This is a genomic window from Paracoccus sp. NSM (assembly GCF_052379855.1).
GTDB lineage: Bacteria > Pseudomonadota > Alphaproteobacteria > Rhodobacterales > Rhodobacteraceae > Paracoccus.
In genome coordinates this window covers 289,681-316,482 of sequence record NZ_JBQTCG010000004.1, presented here as the reverse complement: position 1 = coordinate 316,482, position 26,802 = coordinate 289,681, and the positions used below count along the sequence as shown (strand labels likewise).

26 protein-coding genes and 1 tRNA gene are annotated in these 26,802 nt (G+C 68.1%); 14 read left to right on the top strand and 13 right to left on the bottom strand.

The annotated features are described in order from the left end of the window. Positions 1–351: 351 nt before the first annotated feature. Positions 352–441, bottom strand: a tRNA-Ser gene (locus tag ACTZWU_RS09735). A gap of 117 nt (positions 442–558) precedes the next feature. Here ACTZWU_RS09735 and ACTZWU_RS09730 point away from each other — a divergent pair. Next, a complete protein-coding gene (locus ACTZWU_RS09730) occupies positions 559–1,173 on the top strand; it encodes a YitT family protein (protein ID WP_444737160.1) in 615 nt (204 codons plus the stop codon). Between the two features lie 3 nt (positions 1,174–1,176). Here ACTZWU_RS09730 and ACTZWU_RS09725 read toward each other — a convergent pair whose 3' ends face one another. After that, positions 1,177–2,826, bottom strand: a complete 1,650-nt coding sequence (locus ACTZWU_RS09725; protein ID WP_444737159.1) for a Na/Pi cotransporter family protein — start codon at positions 2,824–2,826, stop codon at positions 1,177–1,179. A 31-nt stretch (positions 2,827–2,857) separates the two neighbouring features. On the opposite strand from ACTZWU_RS09725, the gene ACTZWU_RS09720 reads away from it, so the two are divergent. The 10 genes from ACTZWU_RS09720 to ACTZWU_RS09675 all read left to right on the top strand — a co-directional run bounded on the left by ACTZWU_RS09720 (position 2,858) and on the right by ACTZWU_RS09675 (position 12,065). Then, positions 2,858–3,040: a hypothetical protein gene (locus tag ACTZWU_RS09720; RefSeq protein ID WP_444737158.1), complete on the top strand. Its 183-nt coding sequence runs from the start codon at positions 2,858–2,860 to the stop codon at positions 3,038–3,040. Positions 3,041–3,105: 65 nt separating this feature from the next. Next, positions 3,106–3,405: a hypothetical protein gene (locus ACTZWU_RS09715; protein WP_444737157.1), complete on the top strand. Its 300-nt coding sequence runs from the start codon at positions 3,106–3,108 to the stop codon at positions 3,403–3,405. A gap of 4 nt (positions 3,406–3,409) precedes the next feature. After that, positions 3,410–3,775: a response regulator gene (locus ACTZWU_RS09710; protein WP_444737156.1), complete on the top strand. Its 366-nt coding sequence runs from the start codon at positions 3,410–3,412 to the stop codon at positions 3,773–3,775. Continuing rightward, complete coding sequence (locus ACTZWU_RS09705) at positions 3,775–5,742, top strand: chemotaxis protein CheA (protein ID WP_444737155.1); 1,968 nt, start codon at positions 3,775–3,777, stop codon at positions 5,740–5,742. The genes ACTZWU_RS09710 and ACTZWU_RS09705 overlap by 1 nt, the downstream gene beginning before the upstream one ends. Continuing rightward, positions 5,739–6,224 carry a chemotaxis protein CheW gene (locus tag ACTZWU_RS09700; RefSeq protein WP_444737154.1) on the top strand — a complete coding sequence of 162 codons (486 nt, stop codon included), beginning with the start codon at positions 5,739–5,741 and terminating at the stop codon, positions 6,222–6,224. Before ACTZWU_RS09705 ends, ACTZWU_RS09700 begins: the two co-directional genes overlap by 4 nt. 17 nt (positions 6,225–6,241) lie before the next feature. After that, complete coding sequence (locus tag ACTZWU_RS09695; RefSeq protein WP_444737153.1) at positions 6,242–7,948, top strand: methyl-accepting chemotaxis protein; 1,707 nt, start codon at positions 6,242–6,244, stop codon at positions 7,946–7,948. Positions 7,949–7,962: 14 nt separating this feature from the next. Next, positions 7,963–8,445, top strand: coding sequence for a chemotaxis protein CheW (locus ACTZWU_RS09690; protein ID WP_444737152.1), 483 nt, complete (start codon positions 7,963–7,965; stop codon positions 8,443–8,445). A 1-nt stretch (position 8,446) separates the two neighbouring features. After that, a complete protein-coding gene (locus tag ACTZWU_RS09685) occupies positions 8,447–9,289 on the top strand; it encodes a CheR family methyltransferase (protein ID WP_444737151.1) in 843 nt (280 codons plus the stop codon). Next, positions 9,289–10,398, top strand: coding sequence for a protein-glutamate methylesterase/protein-glutamine glutaminase (locus ACTZWU_RS09680; protein ID WP_444737150.1), 1,110 nt, complete (start codon positions 9,289–9,291; stop codon positions 10,396–10,398). The genes ACTZWU_RS09685 and ACTZWU_RS09680 overlap by 1 nt, the downstream gene beginning before the upstream one ends. Continuing rightward, on the top strand, positions 10,395–12,065 hold the full coding sequence (locus tag ACTZWU_RS09675; RefSeq protein WP_444737149.1) for a hypothetical protein: 1,671 nt from the start codon (positions 10,395–10,397) through the stop codon (positions 12,063–12,065). The genes ACTZWU_RS09680 and ACTZWU_RS09675 overlap by 4 nt, the downstream gene beginning before the upstream one ends. Before the next feature lie 5 nt (positions 12,066–12,070). Here the strand turns inward: ACTZWU_RS09675 and ACTZWU_RS09670 are convergent, their stop codons facing one another. Next, positions 12,071–12,769 (bottom strand): GntR family transcriptional regulator, encoded by a 699-nt coding sequence (locus tag ACTZWU_RS09670; RefSeq protein WP_444737148.1) that lies wholly within the window; start codon positions 12,767–12,769, stop codon positions 12,071–12,073. A 169-nt stretch (positions 12,770–12,938) separates the two neighbouring features. On the opposite strand from ACTZWU_RS09670, the gene ACTZWU_RS09665 reads away from it, so the two are divergent. Further along, positions 12,939–13,670 carry an aspartate/glutamate racemase family protein gene (locus ACTZWU_RS09665; RefSeq protein ID WP_444737147.1) on the top strand — a complete coding sequence of 244 codons (732 nt, stop codon included), beginning with the start codon at positions 12,939–12,941 and terminating at the stop codon, positions 13,668–13,670. Positions 13,671–13,686: 16 nt separating this feature from the next. Here the strand turns inward: ACTZWU_RS09665 and ACTZWU_RS09660 are convergent, their stop codons facing one another. From ACTZWU_RS09660 to ACTZWU_RS09630, 7 genes are all read right to left on the bottom strand, one after another. Beyond that, positions 13,687–14,682 (bottom strand): ABC transporter ATP-binding protein, encoded by a 996-nt coding sequence (locus ACTZWU_RS09660; protein ID WP_444737146.1) that lies wholly within the window; start codon positions 14,680–14,682, stop codon positions 13,687–13,689. Continuing rightward, complete coding sequence (locus ACTZWU_RS09655) at positions 14,679–15,692, bottom strand: ABC transporter ATP-binding protein (protein ID WP_444737145.1); 1,014 nt, start codon at positions 15,690–15,692, stop codon at positions 14,679–14,681. The genes ACTZWU_RS09660 and ACTZWU_RS09655 overlap by 4 nt, the downstream gene beginning before the upstream one ends. Beyond that, a complete protein-coding gene (locus tag ACTZWU_RS09650) occupies positions 15,689–16,573 on the bottom strand; it encodes an ABC transporter permease (RefSeq protein ID WP_444737144.1) in 885 nt (294 codons plus the stop codon). Before ACTZWU_RS09650 ends, ACTZWU_RS09655 begins: the two co-directional genes overlap by 4 nt. Before the next feature lie 3 nt (positions 16,574–16,576). Continuing rightward, complete coding sequence (locus ACTZWU_RS09645; RefSeq protein WP_444737143.1) at positions 16,577–17,527, bottom strand: ABC transporter permease; 951 nt, start codon at positions 17,525–17,527, stop codon at positions 16,577–16,579. A gap of 62 nt (positions 17,528–17,589) precedes the next feature. Continuing rightward, positions 17,590–19,218 carry an ABC transporter substrate-binding protein gene (locus ACTZWU_RS09640; RefSeq protein ID WP_444737142.1) on the bottom strand — a complete coding sequence of 543 codons (1,629 nt, stop codon included), beginning with the start codon at positions 19,216–19,218 and terminating at the stop codon, positions 17,590–17,592. 244 nt (positions 19,219–19,462) lie between these two features. Continuing rightward, on the bottom strand, positions 19,463–20,047 hold the full coding sequence (locus ACTZWU_RS09635) for a hypothetical protein (RefSeq protein ID WP_444737141.1): 585 nt from the start codon (positions 20,045–20,047) through the stop codon (positions 19,463–19,465). Positions 20,048–20,051: 4 nt separating this feature from the next. Further along, positions 20,052–21,086 carry a S8 family serine peptidase gene (locus ACTZWU_RS09630; RefSeq protein WP_444737140.1) on the bottom strand — a complete coding sequence of 345 codons (1,035 nt, stop codon included), beginning with the start codon at positions 21,084–21,086 and terminating at the stop codon, positions 20,052–20,054. A 252-nt stretch (positions 21,087–21,338) separates the two neighbouring features. Here ACTZWU_RS09630 and ACTZWU_RS09625 point away from each other — a divergent pair, with 252 nt between their 5' ends. Beyond that, positions 21,339–22,442, top strand: a complete 1,104-nt coding sequence (locus ACTZWU_RS09625) for a zinc-binding dehydrogenase (protein WP_444737139.1) — start codon at positions 21,339–21,341, stop codon at positions 22,440–22,442. Between the two features lie 34 nt (positions 22,443–22,476). Here the strand turns inward: ACTZWU_RS09625 and ACTZWU_RS09620 are convergent, their stop codons facing one another. Both ACTZWU_RS09620 and ACTZWU_RS09615 read right to left on the bottom strand, forming a co-directional pair. After that, positions 22,477–23,937 (bottom strand): alkaline phosphatase D family protein, encoded by a 1,461-nt coding sequence (locus ACTZWU_RS09620; RefSeq protein WP_444737138.1) that lies wholly within the window; start codon positions 23,935–23,937, stop codon positions 22,477–22,479. Next, positions 23,934–24,650 carry a tellurite resistance TerB family protein gene (locus tag ACTZWU_RS09615; protein WP_444737137.1) on the bottom strand — a complete coding sequence of 239 codons (717 nt, stop codon included), beginning with the start codon at positions 24,648–24,650 and terminating at the stop codon, positions 23,934–23,936. The genes ACTZWU_RS09620 and ACTZWU_RS09615 overlap by 4 nt, the downstream gene beginning before the upstream one ends. Before the next feature lie 191 nt (positions 24,651–24,841). Here ACTZWU_RS09615 and ACTZWU_RS09610 point away from each other — a divergent pair, with 191 nt between their 5' ends. After that, positions 24,842–25,543 carry a gamma-glutamylcyclotransferase gene (locus ACTZWU_RS09610; protein WP_444737136.1) on the top strand — a complete coding sequence of 234 codons (702 nt, stop codon included), beginning with the start codon at positions 24,842–24,844 and terminating at the stop codon, positions 25,541–25,543. Here the strand turns inward: ACTZWU_RS09610 and ACTZWU_RS09605 are convergent. Continuing rightward, complete coding sequence (locus tag ACTZWU_RS09605; RefSeq protein ID WP_444737135.1) at positions 25,540–26,796, bottom strand: glycerate kinase type-2 family protein; 1,257 nt, start codon at positions 26,794–26,796, stop codon at positions 25,540–25,542. The genes ACTZWU_RS09610 and ACTZWU_RS09605 overlap by 4 nt on opposite strands. Positions 26,797–26,802: the final 6 nt, after the last annotated feature.

Sequence of the window (26,802 nt, the reverse complement as noted above, 5' to 3'; positions counted from 1 at the left end):
TACCCCGCTAAAAATGGGGGGATTACCGCGCGAACTGCGAACTAAGTCCTCTAAGGTTCAGGCCGGCGGTAGGCGGTCTCACGACTGGGTTCGATTACTGTTCCATCTGAAGAGTTGCCCCTAGTGTCGAAGTGTCCAGCACTTGTGTCAGAAAAATGTAGAAATATCAGATTTTTACAAGCTATTCACCAAAACTGCGCAGTCATGAGGTCGGGAGAATATCGGCCCTGAGAGACCGCTTTCGGGCCTCCTGGCGCCGGGGCCAGTGCTCAGCCCCTCCCACATAACCCTCGAAAACAACGGAAAAATCCGGCCGCAGCCGGATCGGGAGAAAGCTTTCGCTGGGGCAAGTGGCGGAGCAGGTGGGATTCGAACCCACGGGACCATCTCTGGCCCGACCGATTTCAAGTCGGTTGCCTTAGACCACTCGACCACTGCTCCGCCCGCCTTCTAGCCCGCAAGCACCGCCCTTGCCAAGAGAGCGTCTTTCCATCCTGTCGGCCCTTGCGGGGAAGGCTGCCTGTGATATCCCGCCCGCAGCACAGGGAAGGCGATGCGATGAAAGCCCCGATCTCGTTCTATGACCTGCAAGGCCTGGCCTTTGGCATCCTGATGGCCAGCCTGGGCGTGGTGTTCCTCAAGGCAACGGGGCTGATCACGGGTCAGGCGGCGGGGCTGGCGGTGCTGCTGTCCTATATAACGCCGCTCGGTTTCGGGTTTCTGTTCATGGCGATCAGCGCTCCTTTCATGCTGCTGGCCTGGACGCGGCGGGGGGCGGCCTTCACGCTGCGGACGCTGGCAGCCGTGGCAGGGATCTCGCTGCTGGCGCCCTGGCTGTCCGGGATGATCCGCTTCGAGGCGCTGCCGACCGCGCTGGCGGCGATCCTTGCGGGCAGCACGGCAGGGGTGGGGCTGGTCGCGCTGTTCCGGCACAATGCCTCGGCCGGGGGGATGGCGGTGCTGGCGCTGGTGGTGGAACAGCGCACGGGGTTTCGCGCAGGCTGGTTCATGATGGGGTTCGATGCGCTGATCTTCCTGTCGGCGGCCCTGGTCCTGCCACTGGACAAGGTCTTGGCCTCGCTGCTGGGGGCGGCGGTGCTGAACGCGATCATCGCCTGGAACTTTCGCATCGCGCAGGCGGCGCCCGCCAGTCAGGCGGACGGCCCGGTCTGAGCCCTAGCCCTCGGCCCGGCGCAGGCGGGTTTCCAGCAGGTCGCCGCTTTCGGTCAGGATCGGATAGGCGACCATCACGAAGCAGGTGTTGATCTGCTTCAGCTCGCGCAGAACCTCCTGATGGATGCTCGAGGTGGCGGCGCTTTCCGAATTGCCCGTCCGCAGGCGCGACAGATGCGATTGCTGAAAGCCCTGCTCGCGGCGACGGGCCAGTTCCTTGCGCGAGACCAGTTCGCGCGCGGCAGCGGGGTTGCGGGTCATCAACACATGCAGGGCCGATTGCGCGTTGCCCAGCACATCGTCGTGGAAATCCAGCAGTTCGGCCCTGCCATCGGGGGAAAAGGCCAGACCCTCGGCGCCCATCTTGCGGGCGAGGCCAAAGGTCATGCGCGCGACGGCGTCGCCTGCGGCCTCGAACTGGGCGGCCTGTTCGACGATCTGGGCCAGCTGGCGAGACAGGTCGGCATCCAGCCCCTGTCCCAAGGCCGCCAGATAGGCCTTGGTCTCGTAATGCATCCGGTCCAGACGCGCCTCGTCGGCGGCGATGGCATCGGCGGCGGCGCGGTCCCATTGGCCGAAGAGCGGCATGACGCGGCGCAGCATCCGCTCGGCGGTCTCGCCCATATGAAGGACCTCGCGCGTGGCGCAGGTCAGCGCGCGCTCGGGGTCCGACAGGGCGGCGGGGTCCAGCGCACTGGGTCGTTCCTCGGGGGCTGTCTGCTCGGCGGGGCTGCGGATCACGCGCGAGAGGGCCGCCAGCAGCAGCGGCGCCAGAAGCAGACCAGCCAATGCGCAGCCGAGGTTGAAGATCAGATGCAGGTTGATCAGCTGCTGCCCAGGCGCCGCGCCCAGCCAGGCCCAGTCGGGCGTAGCCATGGTCATGGCGACCAGCATCGCGCCCGCGCCGCCGCCGCGCACCAGCACATTGGCCCAGACGACCTGACGCGCCGCCGCCGCCGCGCCAAGGGTCAGCGTCACCGCGATGAAGCTGCCGCCCAGATTGGCGCCCAGCACCATCGCGATCGCCACGGGCACGGTCAGCACACCCTGCGCGGCAAAGACCATGAACAGCAGCACCGCCGCGACCGAGGAATGGATGACCCAGGCCAGCGCGGCCCCCAGCACGAAGGCCAGGACCGGATCGCCCTGCAGATAGGTGGCCACGACCCGCAGGCCAGAGAATTCGCGGATCGGCCCGCTGGCATCGGCGATCATGTCCAGCGCGACGAAGATCAGCGCCAGCCCGATCAGGATGCGGCCGATCTGGCGACCGGGCTTTTCCTGCGTGCGAAGGAAGGTGACGACTCCCGCCAGCAGCAGAAGCGGCGCAAGCCATGACGGGCGCAGCACAAGCGCCTGCACGACCAGCGCCGATCCGACATCGGCGCCCAGCACCATCGCCAACCCCACCCCCGCCGAGATCGTCCCGGCCGAGACGAAGCCCGCCACCAGCATTGCGACGGCGGTCGCGCTCTGCATCAGCAGGGCGACGGTCGCGCCGCTGCCGGCCGCGAAGGCGCGGTTTCGCTCGGACGCGCGCAGCCAGCGGCGCAGCTGGGGGGCAAAGGCGCGCTCCATCCCGGTGCGGACCATGCGGACCGCATAGATCAGCAAGGCCGCCGCTCCTGCCACATTCAGAAGAAAAACCAGCATCGAACGCCTTCCAAGGGATTGGTTCCACCGAATGGAACAGCAGATGGAACGCTATCGAACACCGAAAAAGGCGAACAAGCAAGAAACCGAACACAACCGCGTTTGCGATCGCTGGCAATGGGGCTTTCGACAACGGCCGCCCGGGCTGCACCTGCCGTCCGCCATGGCGGCGACACTATTCTTTTGGGCGCGGCCCTGCCGGTTGGCCGGGTAACAGCCCCTGCGCGGGGGCCGTCCTTGAACCTGAAGGCGCAAAGAGCCTGGGCCAAGGAGAATGTGATGAGTCCCCGCGACCTCTGCCTTGACGGCGATCACCGCCAATCCGACGCGGCCTCTCTCCGCCTGCGGGTGATCGAGGCGCTGGATCAGGGCGGCCTCGTCCTGCGGGCCGACCTGCCGGGCCAGATCGACCACGGCGCCCTGCAGGTGCTGGTCTCTGGCGCCTGCGAGGCGCGCCGCAGGGGCCTGACCCTCGGGATCGAGCCTCAGCTGGCAAAGCACCTGGCGCCTGTCATGGCGAAGCTGGGACTGCCCGAGCCGGGCACCCTCTTTGCGCCGATTCTGCAAGAAGGGCAATAAGACAATGACCAAGACCATTCTCGCCGTCGATGACAGCCCCTCGATCCGCCGCATGGTGCGGATGACGCTGCAAGAGGCCGGCTATGACGTGATCGAGGGCATCGACGGGCAGGATGGGCTGGAAAAGGCCATCAGCACCCGCGTCGATGCGATCATCGTCGATCAGAACATGCCGCGCCTGGACGGGATCGGGATGATCCGCGCACTGAAGGCCCATCCGAACGGCCAGGGCGTCCCCGTCGTGGTCCTGTCCACGGAATCCGAGGAATCGTTGAAGACGCAGGCCCGCGAGGCAGGGGCGCTTGGGTGGATGGTCAAGCCCTTCTCGCCCGACAAGCTGCTGGCTGTCGTCAGAAAGGTGGCCGGGTGATGACCGACGAACTGACCGCCGCCTTTCTCGAGGAATTGGGTGATCTGGTCGAAAGCCTGGAACGCGGGCTTCTGGACCTCAAGGCCGATCCGGACCAGCCCGAGCGCGTCAATCAGGTGTTTCGCGACCTGCACACGATCAAGGGCAGCGGGGCGATGTTCGGCTTTACCGCGCTGGCGGGCTTCATCCATGATTTCGAGACCGCCTTTGACCGGGTGCGCAGCGGCAAGGCTCCGGTCACGCCTGAACTGATCCGGCTGGCACTGGCCGCCCGCGACCAGATCCCCGCCTTGGTCGAGAACCTGCCCGACCCCGAGGATGCGCGCGGCGCGATCCTGCGGACGCTGAACGCCCTGACCGGCGGCGGCCCCGCGCCCGCCGCGACCGCAGCCGCCGCCGCCGCCGCGACCGGCACGACCCGGCCAGAGGCCGGGACCCCGACCCGCCTGACCTTTCGCCTGACTGGCCCGGCCCTGTCGCTTGGCGCGCGGCCCGACCTGATCCTGCAGGAATTGCGCGATCTGGGCGCGACCGAGGTCGCGGCGCATCTGGACGACCTGCCCCCGCCCGAGAATCTCGACCCCGACCAGAGCTACCTGTCATGGTCCATGGCCCTGCCCCCCCGGACGCGGCGCGAGGATCTGGACGAGGTCTTTCTGTTCGTCGATGCCGATTGGCAATGGCAGGCCGAGACACCGGCCGAAGCCCCCCCTGCGCCGGCCGCAACGGCCCCGGTGCAACCGGACCGCCCCGCCCCGCCTCAGCCTGCCCCTGCAATTGGCGCCGAGGCCGCGGCCTCGGTCCGGGTGCCCGCCGCACGGCTGGACACGCTGATGGATGCGGTGGGCGAGCTTGTCACCGTCGAGGCCCGCCTGACCGAGATCGCCCGCGCCAGCCGTGACAGCAGCCTGATCGCCACCGCCGAGTTGATCACCCGACTGGCGGGGCAGTTGCGCGATGCGACGATCGTGATGCGGATGGTGCCGATGCGCAGCCTGATCGGGCGCTTCCGCCGCCTGATCGACGGCCTGTCCGAGACGCTTGGCAAGCCGGTCGATTTCGTCGTGCTGGGCGAAGAGACCGAGCTGGACAAGACCATGATCGAGAAACTGGCCGATCCGCTGGTCCATATCCTGCGCAATGCCATCGATCACGGGATGGAGCCGCCCGCCGAACGCGCGGCCTCGGGCAAGGGGGCGACCGGGCGGATCGAGCTGGCCGCGATCCATGCGGGCGGCGAGGTGCTGATCCGGGTGCGCGACGACGGGCGCGGCATGGATGCAGAACGCATCCGCGCCAAGGCGGTCGAACGCGGGCTTCTGGCCCCCGACGCGCATGTCTCGGAAAGCCAGATCTTCGCGATGATCTTCGAGCCGGGTTTCTCGACCGCCGACACCGTCACCGAATTGTCGGGCCGGGGGGTGGGCATGGACGTGGTCCGCCGCACGATCGAGAACCTGCGCGGCAGCATCGATGTTGAAAGCAGCCTCGGATCGGGCACGACGGTAACGCTGCGCCTGCCGCTGACGCTGGCCATCATCGACGGCCTGCTGATCGAGGTCGGGGGCGAACGCTACACGGTCCCCCTCGCCTCGGTGAAGGAGATCGTCGAGCTGCCCCGTTCCAAGGTCCAGCCCAGCCGAACCCAGGATTTTCTGGACATTCGTGGCCGTTTCGTCCCGTTCCTGCGGCTTGGCGCGCTCTTTGCCTGCGATGCGCCCCCCGCCGAGACCCAGAATGTCGTGATCGTCGAGGCCGCCGATGGCGTCGTCGGGCTGGTCGTGGACCGGATCATCGGCACCAACCAGACGGTCATCAAGCAGATGTCGAAACTGCACCGCTCGGCACGCTCCATCTCGGGGGCGACGATCGTGGGCGACGGCAGCGTCGCACTGATCATCGACGTGCCGCAACTGGTCGCGCTGGCCGGGTCCGACGCCTACCGGGGCAGCGAGGCCGCCGCATGAAGGACGCAACCACCATGAGCGCCGACCCGATCCAGGCCCTGACCATCACCATCGGCGGCCAGCTTCTGGCCATCCCCTCGGCCAACCTGCGCGAGATCCTGGACCCGCTGCCCAGAACGCGGGTGCCCGGCGCCAGCGCCTCGGTGCCCTGGGTGCTGAACGTGCGCGGCGCGGTGGTCCCGCTTGCGGAACTGCGCATTCCTCTGGGCCTGGACCAGCCGCCCCCGGACAGCGAGGCGACCCGCCGCTTCGTCGTGCTCGAGGTCGATGTCGCGGGCGACCGGGCCATCGTCGCGATCATCGCCGACAGCGTGCATGACGTGACCACCGTCCCGCGGGGCGCGATCGAGCCGCTGCCCCCCGCCAGCCGGTTCCCGACCGGTTTTCTGACCGGGATCTGGCGAAACAGCGACGGTTTCGTCCTGCTGCCCGATCTGTCCGCCATATTCACCGATCTCGTGCGACGCAGCGCCGCTGCGTGAACAAAGGAAACGCCATCATGAAACTGACTATCCGAATGAAGCTGGCCGCGACCTTCCTGTTCGTCTTTGTCCTGTTCTCAGGCGCGGTCGCGCTGTCGCTGAACTATCTGCGCAATTCGAACATGACCTTTCGCGAAACCCTGACCTTCGAGGTCCGCACGCTGGACCTGATCAAGGAACTCACGGTCGACTCCTTCCTGCTGCGGACGACGCTGGCCGAATACCTTCTGCCGGCCGAGGGTATGACGGCGGCGGACACGAAGGTCTGGCGCGAAGAACTGACAGAGCTGAACGAGGCGATCCGACTGGGATTGCAGGAATTGTCGGCTCAACAGGTCAGCGACGAGATGCAGGCCGAGATCGTGAACCTGTCGGGTCTGCTGAACAGCGCCCAGACGACCATGAGCCGGGCGATGTCGCTTCAGGATTCGAACAACGTGATGGTGGCGCGAAACCTGTTCCACGGTGAACTGGACCGGATCGGTCAGGCCATCAACGACTCGGCCGCCAAGCTGCGCGCGATCGTGGGCGAGAAGCTCGACGGACGGCTGCTCTCGCTGGAGGACGAATTCAAGTCCGCGCAGCGCCACCTGCTGGGCCTTCTGGTGATCTCGCTTGCCGTGGGCGCGCTGGCCGCGACCCTGCTGACGCTGTCCATCTCGCGCAGGCTGCTGGCCTCCCGCGCGCTGGCCCGCAAGATCGCGCAGGGCGATCTGCGCGATCTGGCCGAGGTCAGGGGCCATGACGAGATTGCCAATCTGCAAAAGGCGATGAACGACATGATCCGCCGCCTGCGCGAGATCGTGGCCGATGTCACCCTTTCGGCGCGCAACGTCGCCGCCGGCGCCAGCCAGATGGCCGCCACATCCGAGGAATTGTCGCGCGGCGCGACCGATCAGGCGGCGGCGACCGAAGAGGCCTCGGCCTCGGTCGAGGAGATGGCCGCCAATATCCGTCAGAGCGCGGACAACGCGCAGACGACCGAAAGCATCGCCACCAAATCCGCCGAAGACGCCCGGTCCAGCGGCACCGCCGTGGGCGAGGCCGTGGACGCCATGCAGATCATCGCCGAGCGCATCATGATCGTGCAGGAAATCGCGCGGCAAACCGACCTTCTGGCGTTGAACGCCGCGGTCGAGGCCGCGCGGGCAGGCGAACACGGGCGCGGCTTCGCGGTCGTCGCCGCCGAGGTCCGCAAGCTGGCAGAACGCAGCCAGTCGGCGGCGGCCGAGATATCGGGCCTGTCGGCCTCGACCCTGAGGACGGCCAGCAATGCCGGAACGATGCTGGCAGGTCTGGTCCCCGACATCGCGCGCACCTCGGATCTGGTGTCGGAAATCAGCATGGCGGCGCGCGAACTGGCGACCGGATCGGCACAGATCTCGATCTCGATCCAGCAGCTCGACAGCGTGACGCAGGCCAATACCTCGGCCTCGGAAGAGCTGTCCACCAGCGCGACCGAATTGGCGGGCCTGGCCTCGGAACTGGCCGAGACGATCGCCTTCTTCAAGGTGCAGGCCGATGACGACAGCGTCGATGCCGAGGCCGAGGACGACGAGAAGCCCGCCGCCGTGATCCCGCTGCGCGCGCAGGCCCAGCCCGCCCGCAACGCGGCCCGCACCTCGACGCCATCCGAACCCGCGAGCGGCTTCGCCTTCGATCTGGGCGATGAAGGCGCAGACGACGATCTCGACCGCCGCTTCCAGCGCCGCGAAACGGCGTGATCCGGGGGGTAGCCATGCAGACGGGCGCCGATTTCGTGACGTTCTCGCTGGAGGATAGCCTGTATGCGGTAACGGTTCACCGCGTACAGGAAATCCTGGACATGCGGCCCATCGCGCGCATGCCGGGGACACCGCCCCACCTGCTGGGGGTGATCGACCTGCGCGGCGCCACCGTGCCGGTGGTGGACATGCGGGTCCTTCTGGGCCTGCCGCCCCGGCAGGACGATCCGCAGACGCGCATCCTCGTCGTGCATCTCGAGACAGAGGCGGCCGATGGGGTGATCGGGCTCAGGACCGACCGCGTGATCGACGTGGCCTGTCTTGACGACGACAGCGCGCAACCCCTGTCCGAGGGGCAGCGCAGGGCCTGGGACGCGGCCTCGATCCACAGCATCGGGCGGCGTAACGGGCAGGTCGTCGGCATCATCGACCTTGACGGATTGTTCCGCGACGTCCCCCGCAGCGGCATGGCCCCGTCGCGCGATGCGGCCGCCTGACATGACGCAACCGATCGCCCGGCGCGACGCCGACCCGATGACCAGCTTCCGGCAGGCGATCCACCGCATGACCGGAATCAGCCTGCCGGCCACCAAGACCGCGCTGATCGAACAGAGATTGCGCCGCCGCGTGGTCCATCACGGCCTGCCCTGCACCGGAACCTATCTGGACCGGGTCCTGTCAGGCAGCCTCGGGCAGGCCGAGATCGACACGGTCGTCGATCTCATCACCACCAACACGACCAGCTTCTTTCGCGAAAGGGCGCATTTCGACCATATCTCCGCTGAAATCCTGCCCGCCATCCTGGCCGATCGCAGGCGCAAACCACGCCTGAAATGCTGGAGCGCGGCCAGTTCCGAAGGTGCCGAGGCCTACAGCCTGGCCATGGTCCTGGCCGAACAGCAGCGCGCCGGGCACGCCTTTGACTGGGCGATCCTTGGGACCGATCTGTCGGTGCCGATCATCGAAAAAGCCCGCCGCGCGGTCTATTCCACCGAACAGGTGGCGCCCGTGGACCCGATCCTGCGCCGCCGCTACCTGATGACCTCGGACGATCCGGCCCTGCGCGATCAGGTGCGGATCGTGCCCGAACTGCGCCGCCGCGTGCTGTTTCGCCAGATGAACCTGATGGATGCGCGCTATCCGGTGGATCGGGACGTGGACATCATCTTCCTGCGCAACGTCCTGATCTATTTCGACCTTCAGGATCGGCAGGATGTGGTCCGGCGCTTGCAGGGGCATCTTCGACCCGGAGGCTGGCTGATCGTCGGCCATTCCGAAGGCATGTCCGTGACCCTGTCCGGGCTCGAACGCGTAAGACCCACGATTTTCAGGAAGTTGTGATGAAAAGCACGGATGAGGACAGGCGGATCAAGGTTCTGATCGTCGACGATTCCCCCTCGGCGCGGGTGATGCTGCGCCGTATCGTGGAGACGGACCCGTTGCTGCGGGTGATCGGGATGGCGCAGGACGCCTATTCCGCCGCCCACATGATGCGTTCGGAACTGCCCGATGTGATCCTTCTGGACCTCGAGATGCCGGGCATCGACGGCATGACCTTCATGCGCCGCATCATGCAGCAGCACCCGCTGCCGGTGGTCATCTGCTCGTCCCTGACCGAAGAAGGCTCTCGCCGCAGCGTCGAGGCGATGGAGGCCGGCGCCGTCGATGTGCTGCTGAAGCCCGCCATGAGCGACCCCGAGGCGGCGATGCGCGTCTGCGACGCCCTGCACGGCGCGGCCCAGTCCCGCCACGCGCCGCGTCGGGGCCTGCAACGTCCCGTGCGCCCGCTGGCCGCCACGCCGCGCCTTGGCCCCGACGAATTGCTGCCCCCGCCCAATCCCGCACGGGTCATCCCGCCCGGAGAGCGGATCATCTGCATCGGTGCCTCGACCGGCGGAACCGAGGCCCTGCGCGAGGTGCTGTGCGCCCTGCCGACCGATTGCCCGCCCGTCGTCGTCGTGCAGCACATGCCGCGCGGCTTCACCGCCGCCTTTGCGCGCCGTCTGGACGGGCTGGCCGCCATCCGCATCAGCGAGGGCCGCGACGGCATGGCCGTCGGCCCCGGCGAGGCGATCATCGCGCCGGGCGACCTGCACATGCTGCTGACCCGGCGCGGCAACGGCTATGCGGTGCAGGTGCGCGGCGGCCCCTGCATCTCGCGGCACCGGCCTTCGGTGGATGTGCTGTTCCGCTCAGGCGCGACCGTGGCCGGGCAGAACGCGATGGGCGTCCTGATGACCGGCATGGGCGTCGATGGCGCGCAATGCCTGGGCGAGATCCGCCGCGCGGGCGGGCTGACCGTCGCGCAAGACGAGGCCAGCTGCGTCGTCTTCGGCATGCCCGGCGAGGCCGTGCGCCAGGGCCATGCCATGCAGGTCCTGCCGCTGTCGCGCATCGCGGCCTCGATCGTCGGCTTCGGGATGCGTGGCACGATCGGGGGTGCGGCATGAACGCGATGCAGAACGGTCCCTTTGGCGTCCTGCTGTCCACGACCGAGGATGCCTTTGTCAGCGCGGGCAACAGCCTCGAGGACAGCGTGGGCCGCATCCACGCCCTGCGCGGTGCCTTCGAGACGCTGGAACAGACGCTTGGCGCCGAGGCCAATGCCCGCCTGCGCGATCAGGTCGAGGCCGTCGCCGGTCATGGCGAGCGGCTGCGCCATGATTTCGAGCGGATCCACGGGGCCAGCGGCAATCTGCGCCTGATGATGGCCGCGGTGATGACCGAGGTTCGCACCCTGAACGTGACCGTCAAGCTGATCGCCAATGTCTCGATCAATGCCCGCATCCAGGGCAACAGCCTGCTGCGCCCGCGCCCGCAGATCGCGTCCTTCGTGGAAACGCTGGCCAGCCTGTCGGCAGAGGCCGAGACGGTCCTGACGCATGCCAACGAGGCGATGTCGGTCGCCTTCACCGCCCTTGGCGCCATCGAGACCGCCCAGGCCGATCTGTCGAACGACCTGCGCCGCACGACCCTGCCCGCCATCGACAGCTTCACCCGGATCGCGCGCCGGATCAGCAGCGAACAGGGGCGACTGCGCGAGGCATCGCAAATGATCGACGACCAGATGCGGCTGGTGGCGGCGGATGTGTCGGGGCTGATCACCGCGCTTCAGATCGGCGATACGCTGCGCCAGCGGCTGGAACAGGTCCATGCCGCCCTGCGCCTGACCGGCCCCATGCCCGCGCACAAGGCCCTGTCCTTCGGGCTGGCCGCAAGGCTGGCCAATGGCGCGCTTGGCGATTGCCGGGCGCCCATCGACGAGGCGCTCGGCGCGCTCGAGGCCCTGTCCTCGCGCGGGGCGGGGATCATGGCCAGCGCGGGCTTCACCTCGGCCGCGACGGCGCAGGGCCAGAGCGCGGCGGGCGATCAGGCCTTCGACACGTTCCAGCGCGGTCTGGACGCGACGCGTCAGCATTTCGGGGCCATGCAGGCGGGTTCGGCCCGGGTGCGCGCACAGATCCAGATCATCCTGGATCAGGAGACCGCCCTGCAACGCATCGCCCAGCATCTGCGGATGGCCGGGATCAACGCGGTGATCGCCTGCGCCAAGCTGGGCGAGGATGGGCGTTCCCTGCGCGAACTGGCGCAATGGCTGCGCAGCGTCACGGATGATTGCGACGCCACGATGATGCGCCTGACCCAGGCCTTGGGTGCCGCCCGCGACGAGGTGCACCGACTGGGCGACGACCTGATCGACCGGGTGGACCGCGATCTGGGCGCCTTCCTGGCGATGGCGCAGGACCTGGGCGGCGAGATCGGCGGCCTGCAACGCACGCTCGGGGATACGTCGCAACAGCTGGAAAGCGCGGCCTCGGGGCTGTCGCAGGAACTTGTCAGCGCAGGCGCGGCACTGGGCGGCGTGCGCCAGCGCATGACGGAAAGCGCGCCCGCGATCGCGCTGCTGCATGCGCTGTCGGCCAACCTGCCCCCACCCGACCTGACCGACCCGACCGCCATCGACTACCTGGCCGCGATCCGCGCGCGCTACACGATGGCCTCGGAACGGCAGTTGCACGACGTGCTTGTGTCCGAACTCGGCGGGCTGCCCGAAACGTCCGCCCCGCCGCCCGCCGCGATCACCGCGCAGGACGATCTGGAGGACATCCTGTTCTGAACCGCTCAGCGCGGCGGCAGCAGCGCCTCGCGCAGGGCGGTGACGGGGGGGCGGGCCTCGTCCAGTCGCAGGGCGGATTCTAGATGCGACAGATGATGGCGCATCGCCTCGGCGGCGGCGGCCTCGTCGCCGGCCTCGATGGCGGCCACGATCCGTTCATGTTCGTCCGGGCCGCACGTCTGGGTGGCCTGCGTCTGATACATCGCGGTAATCAACGAAGTGCGGATGGTCAGCATCCGCAGGATCTTGGACAAAAGCTCGGCATCGGCCAGCCGCGCGATCAGCATATGGAACTCGCCCGACAGGCGGATGATCGCCTCGCTGTCTCCGTCCTGATGGGCCGCCCGTTCGCGGGCGATATGGTCGCGCAGCGCCGCAATGTCGTCAGGCCCCGCCTGGCGGCAGAGGCGCAGGACCAGCCGCTCTTCGATGCAGAGCCGCGCGGAAAAGGCGTCCTGCGCGTCCTCGACGCCGGGCTCGGCGATGCAGGCACCGCGATTGGGGATCAGCGAGACCAGCCCGTCCTGTTCCAGCACCGTCAGCGCCTGTCGGACGCGGGCGCGCGTCGCGCCGAAGATCTCGGCCAGGTCCTCTTCCTTGAGGCGGGCGCCGGGCCGCAGACTGCGCTGCACGACCGCCAGCCAGATCCGCTCGCAGATCTGGCGCACGACATCATGATTGGGTGTGGTGGAAAACCAGGGCATCGCAATTTCCGTTCGTCAGGCGCTCTTAGCTGCAAATACGGGCAAAGACAAAGCCGTTCGCGCAAATCCGCGCCGCCCGGCCCATATTGTTGACAATCTCGTTGACAATATTACGGCGGCTTCTCATGCTTTTCTGCAAACGGCACGCGAGGCACAAGGACCAGCGGCGATGCAGATCTTCGTCTACAACCCCAATGCCAGCGCCGAGATGACGGCCCAGATCTCCCGTTCCGCCGAAAGCGCGGCCAGCCCCGGCATCCGCGTCATCACACGCGGCGCCCGACCGCCCGTCCCGGCCAGCATCGAGGGCCATCACGACGAGGCCTTGGCCGTGCCGCCGATGCTGGACGCCCTGCGCCGGGCCGAGGCCGAGGGCGCGCGCGCCCATGTCATCGCCTGCTTCGACGACCCGGGCCTTGGCGCCGCGCGCGAGGTCGTGGCCGGGCCGGTCATCGGCATCGCGCAGGCCGCGATGCAGGTCGCTTCCCTTCTGGCGGCGCGTTACTCGATTGTTACCACCCTGCCCCGGTCCATCCCGATCATCGAGGATCTGGCCCTGCGCTACGGCGCAAGCCATGCGCTGCGCCGGGTCCGCGCGGTCGATCTGCCGGTCTTGTCGGTCGAGGCCGATCCCGCCCGCGCCCATGCGCTGTTGCGGGCCGAGATCATCGCCGCGCGCGATCAGGACGGGGCCGAGGCCGTGATCCTGGGCTGCGCGGGCATGTCGCGCCTGTGCCATGACCTGACGGCGGAAACGGGGATGCCCGTGATCGACGGCGTCCACGCAGCCGTGCGGCTGGCCGAGGCGCTGGCGGGCGGGGGCTACCAGACCGCCAAGTCGGGCGCCTATGGCTGGCCGCGTGACAAAAGCGCCGACCTGGCGGTGCAGCCCGCCCATTAGGCGGGCCGCGCCGGGACTACAGCGCATCCTGCGCCGCTGCGGTCAGATCAAGCCTGCGGCAACGCGCGCCATGCGCCGGGCCAACCGCCTGCATGGCGACAGCGCCGCTGCGGCAGCCCTCGTCCACCAGAAAGCAGCGCGGCGCAAAGGGGCATCCATCGGGCAGGTTCGCCAGATCGGGCGGCGCGCCGGGGATCGCGTCCAGCCGCGAGCCCTTGACCATCGCGTCATGCGCCCGGCTTTTCAGCAGGCCGAGCGTATAGGGGTGACGCGGCGACCGGATCAGGTCGCGGGCGCTGGCCTCCTCGACGATCTGGCCGGCATACATCACCGCGATGCGGTCTGCGACCTCGATCGCGGCGCCGATGTCATGGGTGACGAACAGGATCGACAGGCCCAGATCGCGCTGCAATTCGCTCAGAAGCAGCAGCACCTGCATCTGCACGGTCGCATCCAGCGCGGTGGTCGGCTCGTCGGCCAGAAGCAGCTTGGGGCGGCAGGACAGGGCCAGCGCGATCATCGCCCGCTGGCGCATCCCGCCCGACATCTCGTGCGGGTAATTGTCCAGCCGCGACCGGGCCGAGGGGATGCGGACACGCTCGAACAATTCCAGCGCACGGGCGCGGGCGGCGTCGCGGGTGATTGGCTCGTGGCGGCGGATCGTCTCGATGATCTGGTCGCCAAGCGTATAGACCGGGTCCAGCGCCAGAAGCGGCTCCTGAAAGATCATCGCCGCGTCGGCGCCGCGAAAGCCCGACAGGGTGCGGCGGTCCATCGCCATCACGTCGCGCCCGCCGACCATGATCTGGCCCTCGATCCGGGACCGGCCTTCGGGGTTCAGCCGCATCACGGCGCGCATCGTCACCGATTTGCCCGAACCGGATTCTCCGATCAGGGCCACGGCCTCGCCCGGCGCGATGTCCAGCGACACGTCATTGACCGCGCGCACGGGGCGCGTGCCGCCGGTGAAAGTGACGCCCAGATTGCGGATCGACAGATAGGGGCTGGTCATTGGGCGGCCTCCATGCAGGCGGGGGCGTCATGGCCGGACAGGGGGTCGCGGGCATGGCAGGCGACGCGGTGATGGGCGCCGCATTCGATCAGCGCGGGTTCCGTCCGCGCGCAGACGGGGGCGGCGACGGGACAGCGCGTGTGGAACCGACACCCCGAGGGCGGGTCGATCGGGTTCGGCGGATCGCCAGTCAGGGCGGGCTCCATCGTCCGGTTGTCGGGGTCCATCGACGGCATCGAGGACAGAAGCGCCCCGGAATAGGGATGCATCGGGCTGTCGTAAAGCGCCTCGGCCCCGCCGATTTCCGCGACCTTGCCCAGATACATGACCATCACCCGGTCCGACACGAAACGGACCACGTTCAGGTCGTGGCTGATGAAGATGTAGGTCAGCCCGAATTCGGCCTTGAGATCGGCCAGCAGGTTCAGCACCTGCGCCTCGACCGACTTGTCCAGCGCCGAGACGGCCTCGTCCAGAATGATGACCTTGGGGCGCAGCGCCAGCGCGCGGGCAATGTTCACGCGCTGGCGCTGGCCACCCGACAATTCATGCGGATAGCGGCCCGCGAACCGGGCGGGCGCCAGCCCCACCCGCGACAGCAGGTCATGCGTGCGGGACAGCGCCTCGGCGGCAGGGGTGCCGTGGACGCGGGCGCCAAAGGCGATGTTGTCCTCGATCGTCAGGCGCGGGTTCAGCGAGGAATAGCTGTCCTGAAAGACCATCTGCACCTGCCGCCGATAGGCCTTGAGGGGCAGGTCGGGGCCTCCGACCAGCTTGCCTTCGAAGTAAAGCTGCCCCTCGTCGGGCTGGATCAGGTGCATCAGCAGCCGCGCGGTGGTGGACTTGCCGCAACCGGATTCGCCCACGACGCCAAGCGTCTCGCCCGGCAGAACCTCAAGATCGACGCCGTCGACGGCATGGACGCTCTTGATGCGGCGCCCCAGAAGGCCGCCGCGGATGGGAAAATGCTTCCGCAAACTCATGACCTTCAGGATCGGTTCGACGCTCATTGACGCACCTCCATGGCCGAGCGCAGGCCGTCGGCCAGCAGGTTGAACGAAATCGAGACCATGAAGATCATGACCCCCGGCAGGGCCGCGACCCAAGGCTGCACATAGATCGCCGTGCGCAGCGTGTTCAGCATCAGCCCCCATTCCGGGTTCGGCGGCCGCACGCCCAGCCCCAGAAACGAAAGCCCCGAGGCCAGGATCATGCTGACCGCGATCAACGAGGTCGCATAGACGAAGATCGGCCCCAGCACATTGCCCAGCACATGCACGCGCACGATGGTCAGGGCCCCTGCCCCCGAGGCGCGGGCGGCCTCGATGAAGTCCGAGGACCGCAGGCGCGTCGTCACCGATTCCGCGACCCGCGCGATGGGCGGGATGAACACCACCGTCAGCGAAAACAGCGCGTTCCCAAGCCCCGCCCCAAGCGCGCCCGACAGCGCGACCGCCAGCAGCACAGAGGGAAAGGCGTAGAACACGTCGATCGTCCGCATGATCAGCGTATTGGTCCAGCCGCCCGCATAGCCCGCGACGATGCCAATGGCCGATCCGATGACGAAGGCCATGACCACCGGCGTCACCCCCATCAGCAGCGACAGCCGCCCGCCCCAGATCAGCCGCGACAGCATGTCCCGGCCCAGTTCGTCGGTGCCCAGCAGATGCCCCTCGGTGCCGATGGGTTTGAGTCGGTTGACCAGCCGTCCCTCCAGCGGGTCCATCGGCGCGATCAGGGGCGCGAAGATCGCGGCCAGAAGGATCAGCAGCAGCACGAAGGCCGCCGCCATCGCGGTCTTGTCGCGCGCAAGCCTGCCGCCGACATTGCGCCAGAAACCGGCGCTGCGGACGGGGGCGGGCTGGGTCAGGTCGATTGTTGCATCCGCCATGGCTTACCTCTTGATGCGCGGATCAAGCGCGCTTTGCATCACGTCCACGATCAGGTTCAGCACCACGAAGAACAGCGCCAGAACCAGAATCGTCCCCTGCAACAGCGGCAGGTCGCGCTGGAAGATGGCCGAGTTCAGCAGCATCCCCGTGCCGGGCCAGCTGAAGACCGTCTCGATCAGGATGGACCCACCCAGCAGATAGCCAAGCTGGATGCCCATGACGGCCAGCGCGGTGGGCGCGGCGTTCTTGACCACATGCAGGAACACCCCCCATTCCGACAGGCCGCGCGCGCGCAGCCCGATGACGAATTCCTGCGCCAGGATTTCCGAGACCAGTGCGCGGACGGTGCGCGCGATGATGCCCATGGGAATCACGCTCATGGTGATGGCGGGCAGGATCATGTAGCTCAGATGTTCCAGATCCAGCCGCCACTGGCCCGACCCGCCCGGCCCCGCCCCTGCGGCAGGCAGCCAGCCAAGCTGGGCCGAGAAGATGATGACCAGCACCATCCCCAGCCAGTAATGCGGAACCGAGACGCCGAAGACCGCCGCCGCCGAGGCAGCCTTGTCCAGCGGGGAATTGGCGAAATAGCCGGCGACAAAGCCGAACAGGCTGCCCAGAACGAAGCCGATCACGGTTGCGACGGATGCCAGCATCAGCGTGTTGCCGACCGCGCGCATCACCTCGGTCGTGACGGACCGGCCCGTCGCGATCGAAGTGCCCAGATCGCCCTGCACCGCCCGGCCCAGCCACAGCAGGAATTGCTCCGCATAGCTGCGGTCAAAGCCGTAAAGCACCCGCAGCCTTTCCTGCAGATCGACCGAGGCATCGGCGGGCAGGATCGAGATCAGCGGATCGCCGGGCGAGATATGGACCAGCGCGAAACAGACCACCGACACGCCCAGCAAGACCGGCAGTGTCAGGATGATCCTTCGGATCGTATAGGCGAGCATCGGCTTTCCCTTTGACCAGGATGGCTGAAGGCCCCGGCGCGGGTCCGGGGCCTTTTGGGGCGTCAGTTCATGTCCATCGGCGCGATGTCGATGAACCAGCTGCGCGGCTGCACGACGCCCGTCACGCGGGGCGACATCGCGCGCGGTCCGGTATCATGGGCGACCCAGACAAAGGGCGCCTCTTCGACGATGCGGGCATGCAGGCGCGCCAGCGCCGCGTCGCGGGCCTCGGGCTCGAAACTGGTGCGCGCATCCTCGATCAGGGCGTCGAATTCGTCATTGCCGAAATGGCCCCAGTTGTTGGAAACCGGCGGGAAGGTCTTGGTCGAGGTGAAGCGCACCATCGCGAAGAACGGGTCCATCGTCGCGTAAGAAACATTGATCGCATGGGCGCCGTTCGCGCTTGGGTCCTTGGCGCCCTGACGCCAGTTGGTGAAGACGGTGTTCCATTCGATCACGTCCAGCTCGATGTCGAAGTAACATTCACGCAGCGCCTGCTGGAGGTATTCGTTCATCGGGATGGGCTGCATCTGCCCCGACCCCGAGGCAGAGGTCTGAACCTTGATCCGCACCGGATTATCGGCCGAGAATCCGGCCTCGGTCATCAGGCGCTGGCCTTCCTCGGGGTCATAGCGGATGTCGAACGAGGGGTTGCCCCACCAGGGATGATCGGGCGTGACGGTGCCCTTGGGGATGCCCATGTAGCCGCCCAGCAGGATCTGCAATTCCTCGCGGTCAAAGCAGAGGTTCGCGGCGTGGCGGACGCGCTTGTCCAGCCAGGGCGAGCCTTCGGCAAAGGAAAGCTGCCACGGCCAGACATGCGGCTGGGGGTTCGAATAGATGGTGAAGCCGCGTGCTTCGATCTGCGGGATCGCGTCGGGCGACGGCGCCTCGATCCAGTCTACCTGCCCGGACAGCAGCGCGGCGGTGCGGGCATTGGCCTCGGGCAGCGGGACCAGCACGACGCCGTCCAGCTTGGGCGTCCGGTCTGGGTTCCAGTATTCGGTGTTCGGCGCCATTTCCAGACGCTCGCGCGGCGAGAAGGCCGTGACGCGGAACGGGCCCGTCCCCGAGGGATCGGCGGCAAAGGCGGCCCATGCGGCCTCGGCCTCGCCGGTCTCGTCGAACTTGGCCTGCCAATGGGCGGGCGAGGCCATGAACAGGTTGGTCAGGTTGAAGGGCAGGAAGCTGTCGGGCTCCGAGGTCGTAAGTTCCACCGTGAATTCGTCGATGGCGCGCGCCGAACGCAGCGTCGGCATCCGCGAGGCGGTCACGCCGACCTGGCTTGCATCGAAATGGGGCGCGCTTTCGTCCAGCACCTTCTGGACGTTCCAGACCACGGCCTCGGCATTGAAGGGGCTGCCGTCGTGAAAGGTCACGTCATCGCGCAGGGTAAAGACCCATTTGGTGTTGTCCTCGGGGTCGATCGCCCATTCGGTCGCCAGCGAGGGGATGATGACCGAGGCCTCGTCGGATTTGCTCAGGTCCCATGCGGTCAGGCTGTCATAGATGGTCATGCCGGTGAAGCGGTTGCCCTCGAAACCCTGATCGGGCTGGCCGAGCGTGCGCGGGATATCGGCGGCGGTCATGCCGATTCGCAGGATCTTGTCCTGCGCCAAGGCCGCGACCGGAACGCTGAGAACCGAGGTCGCAAGCAAAGCTGCGACCACTTTGGAAAGACGATGCGCCATGAACTTCTTCCTTCTGGACGGGCCGGGCCAGGACCGGTTGCGGGGTGCCGGGGGCGGGCCGGTTGGGCGATAACATTGCCGACAGGATTGTTGACAATCCGGATGGTGGCGCTGAATCGCCGTTGCGTCAAAGGTTTTTGCCGCCCTGTCCCGGTCGGGGGGCGGTTCGGGGTGTTTGGCGGAAGGATTCAGCACATGCCCGACCGATCGCCCAAGGATTGGGCGGGGCGCGAAAGACGCGGGGTCAGAACCGGTATTCGAATCGCAGCGAGACCCAGCTTTCGCTCGCGCCCTTGCGGTCCAGCAGGTAATCCAGCGTCTCTTCCGGCGGCAGGGTCGAGGCCGCAAGCCGGCAATTCACCGCCATGACGCCAAAGGGCCCGTAATCGGCATTGCAGGGCCGTTCGGACAGGCGCCCACCCAGCACGGTGCCCGCGCTCAGCGACAGGACGGCATTCTGCGACAGGGCGTGATGGGTGGTGAATCCCAGATGCAGCGCGGGGGCGATGCTGTATTTCTCGGCCCATTCGCCGGTCGACAGCCCCCAGGTGATGCCGAAGTTGGGCGTCACCTCTGTCAGCATCATCACGGTCAGTTCCGGCATGTCGGGCATGTACCAGTCGCGCAGCGACAGGGGTGTGCCATCCGCAAGCTCGTAGCCGCCCGACCGCAGGCGCCGCACCAGATCCGACCGGGCCGAACCGGTGCGGATGTCGATCAGATAGGTGTCCTCGAACAGGTCGGCCTGCGCCTCGGGCGCAGCCGGCAGCACCGAGATCAGCCCCGCCAGAAGCAGCGCGGCCAGCGCCCAGGGGCTGCGACCGCGCATCGGTTCAGTCGATACGAGAGGGCGCGATGGCGCGGCCGATGCTGGCCTCGCCGCGTCCGTGGATGGCGGGATCGTAGTCGCGCAGGGTGTCGCTGCGGGCGGTCTCCAGCAGGCGGCTGGCGATCTGGTCAGGCGCCGCGCTGTTGAACTTGCTGCCCAGGACCGCGGCATAGCCGCTGACGATGGGGGCCGCGAAAGAGGTGCCGCGCAGCCCCGTCACATCGTCGCGCACGCCGACCGTCAGGAACTGGGTCTGAAAGCGCGGATCAGCGCCCGCGCGATTGGAATAGCTGGCAATGCTGGCAGGCTCTTCGGGCGTGCCGTTGCGGTCCAGCGCACCCACGAACAGCGCCGAGGGCCGCCCCGCCAGCGCGAGGTTCAGGTAATCCACCCGACCCGCCCCGTTGGCCGAGCCAAGCGCCACGCCGTCATTGCCCGCGGCCTTGGCGATCACCGCGCGGCCATCCTGCGCATGTCCGATGATCGAACGCTCGCGCGCCGTCCAGACCATGCGGCCCAGATCATAGCCCTCGGGCGCCAACATGCCGTAGCTCAGATTGATGATGTTAAGATCGCGACCCGACAGGGTCACAGCCTTGCTTCGGCGCAGGTCATGCGTGGCGGTGGCCGCACGCGGCGCCAGCATCTGCAAGCTGCGCTGCACCCATTGGCCGTGGCGCAGCCGCGCCGTCCCCGTGCCCAGATCGCCGCTTAGCCGCAGCCTGCCGGTGAAATCATCGACGACGGTGATCCGCGCACCTTGCCCGCGATAGCCCGAAGCCCAGGCCTCCAGGATTTCCGGGCTCATCCACGAGCGATGCGGCGGCAGCGGCGGCAAGCGCAGCATGCGCGCCGATGCGCGCGCGGATTTGCGGCGGTTCATCAACACGCTTTGCGCATATTCACCGCGATAAGCGTTCAGGGCGTCGGACATGGCCGGTCCGGTCGTGGCCTGCTGCGCCTGCGCGGGCAGGGCCAGACCCAGGCCAAGCGTGGCGGCAAGCAAGAGCCCGCGCAGCGAAATCCATCGGTTTTCCATGATTCCAGACCCCACAGCCTTTCGAAAAGAATAGACCTTGGCAGGGTGGCCAATCCAGACGGGCATCCGGCGATAACCCCATCCGTTCCGGTAGCAGGCTCACGCCTAAGGCAGCGCGCCACTATGCTTTCGCATGATCCTGCTGCGCCGCCACCTTTAATCGCGGGCGGTGAACCGCGGGCCGGGCGGGGGCATTGTACCCGGCAAGGGTGCCGGGCCAGAAAGCCCGGACCCAGGACGAAAGGCAAGAGCATGGAACGCGACAATCTGGAATTGCGAACGACGATCACCCCGGACGGGCAACTGAGGGTCACGCTGGACCCGGTGGCGCTGCCCGACCCGGCCGAGGGGCAACTGCTTTTGCGGATCGAGGCCGCGCCGATCAACCCCTCGGATCTGGCGCTGCTTTACGGCCCGGCCGCGATGGACAGCCTGACGCGCGAGGGCGATGCACTGGTCGGCCGCATCCCCGACGCCGCGATGCCTGCGATGCGGGCCCGGATCGGCCAGTCGCTGCCCGTCGGGAACGAGGGCGCGGGCACGGTGATCGCGGCGGGGCCGGATCTGGGCCATCTGGTCGGGCGACGGGTCGCGATGCTGGGCGGCGCGATGTTCGCGCGGCTGAGGCTGATCCGTGCCTCGGATTGCCTGATCCTGCCCGAGGAGGCCACGGCCGAGGAAGGCGCGGCCCTGTTCGTGAACCCTCTGACCGCGCTCGGCTTCGTCGAGACGATGCGGGCCGAGGGGCACAAGGCCATCGTTCACGCGCCTGCGGCCTCGAATCTGGGGCAGATGCTGGTGCGGATCTGCAAGGATGACGGGATCGGTCTGGTCAACATCGTGCGCAGCCCCGAACAGGCCGCGATGCTGCGCGATCTGGGCGCCGCGCATGTGGTGGACAGCAGCAGCCCCACCTTCCGCGCCGACCTGACCGATGCGATCGCCGCAACCGGCGCCACCCTGTCATTCGACGCGATCGGCGGGGGCGAGATGACCAGCACGATCCTGAACGCGATGGAGGCCGTCGCCTCACGCGATCTGGACCAATATGACCGCTACGGCTCGACCGTGATAAAGCAGGGCTACATCTACGGCGCGCTGGACATGGGGCCGACGACCTTGCGCCGGGGTTTCGGCTTCAGCTGGTCCATCGGCGGCTGGCTGCTGTTCCGTGCCCTGGGCCGCCTGCCCGGCGAGACGGTCGCGCGGATGCGCCAGCGGGTGCTGGATGAACGCAACACCACCTTTGCCAGCCGCTACACTGCCCGCATCACGCTGGAGGACGTTCTGGACCCCGACATCGCGCGGGCCTGCAACCGGAAGGCCACGGGCGAGAAATACCTGATCACCGCCTGAACCTGTGGCGGCGCGGCGCGCCCGTCGCGCCGCGCTACAGGGCGACCGGAGCCGTTCGGCCCGATTGCTCCAGCTCCCACTCGGCGGACCATGAGCCCTCGCGCCGTTCCAGCGTCAGGTAATTTCGCTCGGCCACATAGCGGCCCCGCTGGCCGGGCAGGCGCCCGATGCGGATCGGATGCCCGGGCAAGGGCGCCTCGCCCAGACCGGCCAGAAGCCCCAGTCCCCGCGCATAGCCCTGCGGCGGCGCGTCGTGCGCGATCCCCGAGGCGATCAGCTGGATCAGGTCGCGCCCCCTGCCCCGCATCCGGGCCTGCGCGGCCAGATGGATCTCGCCCGACAGGACGGTCATCGGCGCGTCCTCCATCACGTCCAGACACAACGACAGCATCCGCCGCCATTCCTCGCGGTGCGCGCGGCTCTGCCATTGGTCGCGCAGATCGTCCTCGTATTTCTGCATCGAGGGGATCAGCGTCATTACCCGCTCGACCAGCGACAGGCGCGGCCCCAGCAGCGGCACGCTGGAGATCAGAAAGACATGGCCCTGCGGGCGCGCATCGCGCAGCCGCTCCATCAGCGACCAGCCGCCCGGCCCCATCACCTGACGCCGCCCGCGTTCCGACCGCAGGTCCGGCGCGATCAGATCGAAGCCGGGCAGCCGGTGATGCCAGCCAAGCGCCGCGCCCGACGGATCGGCGAACAGGTCGGGGATGTCATCCTCGACCGCGCCATGCTGGAACAGCAGGAACATCTCGCGCGCGATGCGGAACACGATCTGCCCGATGGCCGACCGCCCGCGCGAGCGTTCCAGCGAACCCCAGCCATCGCAGATGTCGTGATCGTCCCACATCGCCAGCGACGGCACCATCGCCGAGATCCGCGCCACCGCGTCCGAGGCCAGTAGCCGCGTGTAACGCACGACAAAGGCGCGGCGCAGCGCGGCCTCAAGATGGTGCAGTTCCGCGGCCGTCACCTCGCGCGGCGGGCGGTCGGGCCAGTCGCGCGTCAGGGGATGGGATTTCACGTCTTCGTCGGCATAGATCTGGTCGCCGCCATGCAGCAGCAGCGCAAAGGGCTGACGGGCGTGATCGGCCACAAGCCGCGCCCACATCGCGTTGCGCTGTGCCTCGGGGCGGTCGAAATCGCCATGCTCCTGCCCGTTGCACGAGACGAAGGCCATCCGCAGATCGCCGTCCAGCCGCGTGACCACCTGATGGTTGCGCCCGTCCAACCGATAGGCCGCCACGCCATCGCCGACCGGCAGCGCAAAGTCGATCCGCGCCACGACCAGCCCGTCAATCCGCATCAGCGCCCGATAACGGCCCGGACCGCAGGCGCTTTGCAGGTCGGGCGGCGGCGCGTCCTCGGGATGACCGACCAGCGCCGACAGCGACAGCCGCTGATCGGTCAGGCCGCGAAACAGCAGGACCGGGCCGAAAGACGCCGGGGCGTTCAGGGGGTCCGCGCGATCCCCCGCCGCGTCAGCCGGGCTCAATCGCGCAACTCGGCCTGAACGGCGGCCTCGACATGGGCGGCAAGATCGGGGTCCAGCGACAGGCCGGTCTGAAGGCGCGTCAGAAAGGCGCGCTCGGCGGGCGTGTCGGGGTCCATCGCCATGAAGGCGGCGGCGTAAAGCTCGGTCGCGGTCTCGGGCGATCCGGCATAGGCGGTCACGCGCGCGACATCGGCCGGTGCGGCCAGTTCGTCCATGACGAAGGCCTTGGCCTCGGCATCCAGCGCCAGAGCTTCGATATGGCCGAAGATGCGGCTTTGTTCCTCGGCGTCGATATGGCCGTCGGCCTTGGCCCCCTGGATCATCGCGACCAGCACGCCGCGCGCCAGATCCTCGGGGCCGCGGGGCGCCTGTTCGGGTGCGAAACCGCTATCGGGCGGCGGCAGCATCAGACCCTGCTGGTCGCCCCCGCGATGGCGTTGCCACGCCGTGTAGCCCACCGCCGCAACAGCCGCCAGACCGCCCAGTTTCAGCGCCGTCCCGGCCGATTTCGTCGCGAATTTGCGCGCCTTCTTGTTGCCCGCGATCAGGCCCAGCACGCCGCCCGCCAGGGCGCCGGTGGCCAGCCCCGATCCCTTGCCCCCGCCCGGCAGCGAATCCGCGCCCCGCCGCGCCATATCGGCGATGCCGCCATTCCTCACCTCGGCCGGAAGCGCGCCGATGACCTGATCCAGAAGGCGCCGAGCGTCAAACATGGTCATTCCCTAAAGCTGTTTCACCTGAAGCAGATCGGCAGAAGATCGCGTCTTTTCAAGTATCCCGCCCGTCGGCCACGCTGTTGTGAGCATCCTTTTCACGATCCCCGCTCGACGTTCCGCCGCAGCGGTTGACAAGCCGCCTCTTAGTCGTGACGAAACAGGAGGAAATCCGTTACCGAAAGCCCGCCATGATCCGCCCCCTGTCGCTGACCGCGCGCCACCTTGCCGTGATCCCGCCCGCGGACGGGCCGCTTTACAATCCCGCATGGCGGATGCTGGAAGATGCCGATCTTGACCGCATGGCCGCCGAGGTGATCGCCGAGGCGCAGGGTCCCGTCCGCGTCTTTGCCTATGGTTCGCTGATCTGGAACCCGGATTTCGATGTCGCGGCCCGGCGGCGCGCCATCGCGCCGGGCTGGCACCGCGACTTTTCGCTGGCGCTGGATCATTTCCGCGCCACGCGCGACCGTCCCGGCCTGATGCTGGCCCTGACCTCGGGCGGCGAATGCGAAGGCGTCGTCCTCGACATCGCCCCCGGCGCCGAGGCCATGGCCCTGCGTGCCCTGCTCAGACGCGAGCTGGTGGCGCATGAACTGGCCGCGAACAGACGCTGGATCGAGGTCCGCACCGAAGGCGGCCCCCAACGCGTGCTGACCTTCTATGCCGACCCCGTCGATGCGCCCTTGGCCAGTCTGGACGTGGCGCAACAGGCGGCGCGGCTGGCCGTGGCGGCAGGGCCGGCCGGGTCGGGCGCCGAATATCTGCTGCGCACCGCCGAGGGGCTTGAACGCCACGGCATCCACGACCCCTATATCTGGGATCTGCAAGACCGCGTCGCGCGGGAAATCGAGCGGATCTGGATGGCAGACCCCGTCCGCGCCTTACCCTAGAGAACCAGCACGGCCCTGAAATCATTGACATTCGTCAGCGTGGGGCCGGTGCGGATCAGGCAGCCGGTAGCATCGAACAAGGGGTAGCTGTCATGCGCGTCAAGCAGCGCACTCGGCGACAGCCCGGCCTGCGCGGCAAGGGCCGGAAAGTCCGGGCCGATCACCGCGCCTGCCGCATCCTCGGTTCCGTCGATCCCGTCCGTATCGCCCGCCAGCGCATGAATGCGCGGATGGCCCCGCAGCGCGACGGCCAGCGACAGCAGGAATTCCGTGTTCCGCCCGCCCTGCCCGGCAGGCCCCGCACCGATGCTGACCGTCGTCTCGCCGCCCGAGAGCAGGACAGCAGGCGCTGGCGCAGGCGCGCCATGCGCGGCGACCGAGCGCGCGATCCCCGCCATGACGATGCCCATCTCGCGGGCCTCGCCCTCCAGCGCGTCGCCCAGAAGAACCGGCGTCACGCCCGCCTGCCGCGCCACGCGGGCGGCGGCCTCCAGCGACATCTGCGGCGTGGCGATCAGGCGGTAATCGCTGGCGAAATCCGGGGCCGGTTCAGGCGCGGCCAGCAGCAGCGCGCGCGCGGCCTGCGGCAGCTCGGGGCCAAGGCGCGCCACCAGCGGCGACAGATCATCGCCCGCCGAGGGGTCGGGCACCGTCGGACCCGAGGCGATCGCCGCCGGATCATCGCCCGGCACGTCCGAGATCGCCAGCGTCACGACACGGGCCGGATGCGCCGCCCGCGCCAGCCCGCCGCCCTTGATGTCGGACAGGCGGCGGCGGATGCGGTTCATGTCCTCGATCGTCAGGCCCGAGCGCAGCAACAGGCGGTTGACGGCGATCTTGTCCTCCAACGTCAGAGGCGCGCGAGGCGCAACCATCAGCGACGACCCCCCGCCCGAGATCAGCGCCAGCACCAGATCATCCGGCCCCGCGTCCCGGACCAGCGCCAGAATGCGCCGCGCCGCCTGTTCCGAGGCCGCGTCCGGCACCGGATGGGCGGCCTCGATCACCTCGATCCGGCGCGTCGGCACGGCATGGCCGTGGCGGGTGACGACCAGCCCGGTCATGGGCTGGTCGGGCCATGCGGCCTCCAACGCGGCAGCCATGGCGGCGGCGGATTTGCCCGCGCCCACCACGATGCAGCGCCCGCGCGGGCGTTCGGGCAGATGCGCGGCCAGCACGCGCGCCGGGTCCGCCGCCGCCACCGCCGCATCGAACATCGCGCGCAGCAGCGCCTGTGCCTGATCACTCGTCATCCCGCC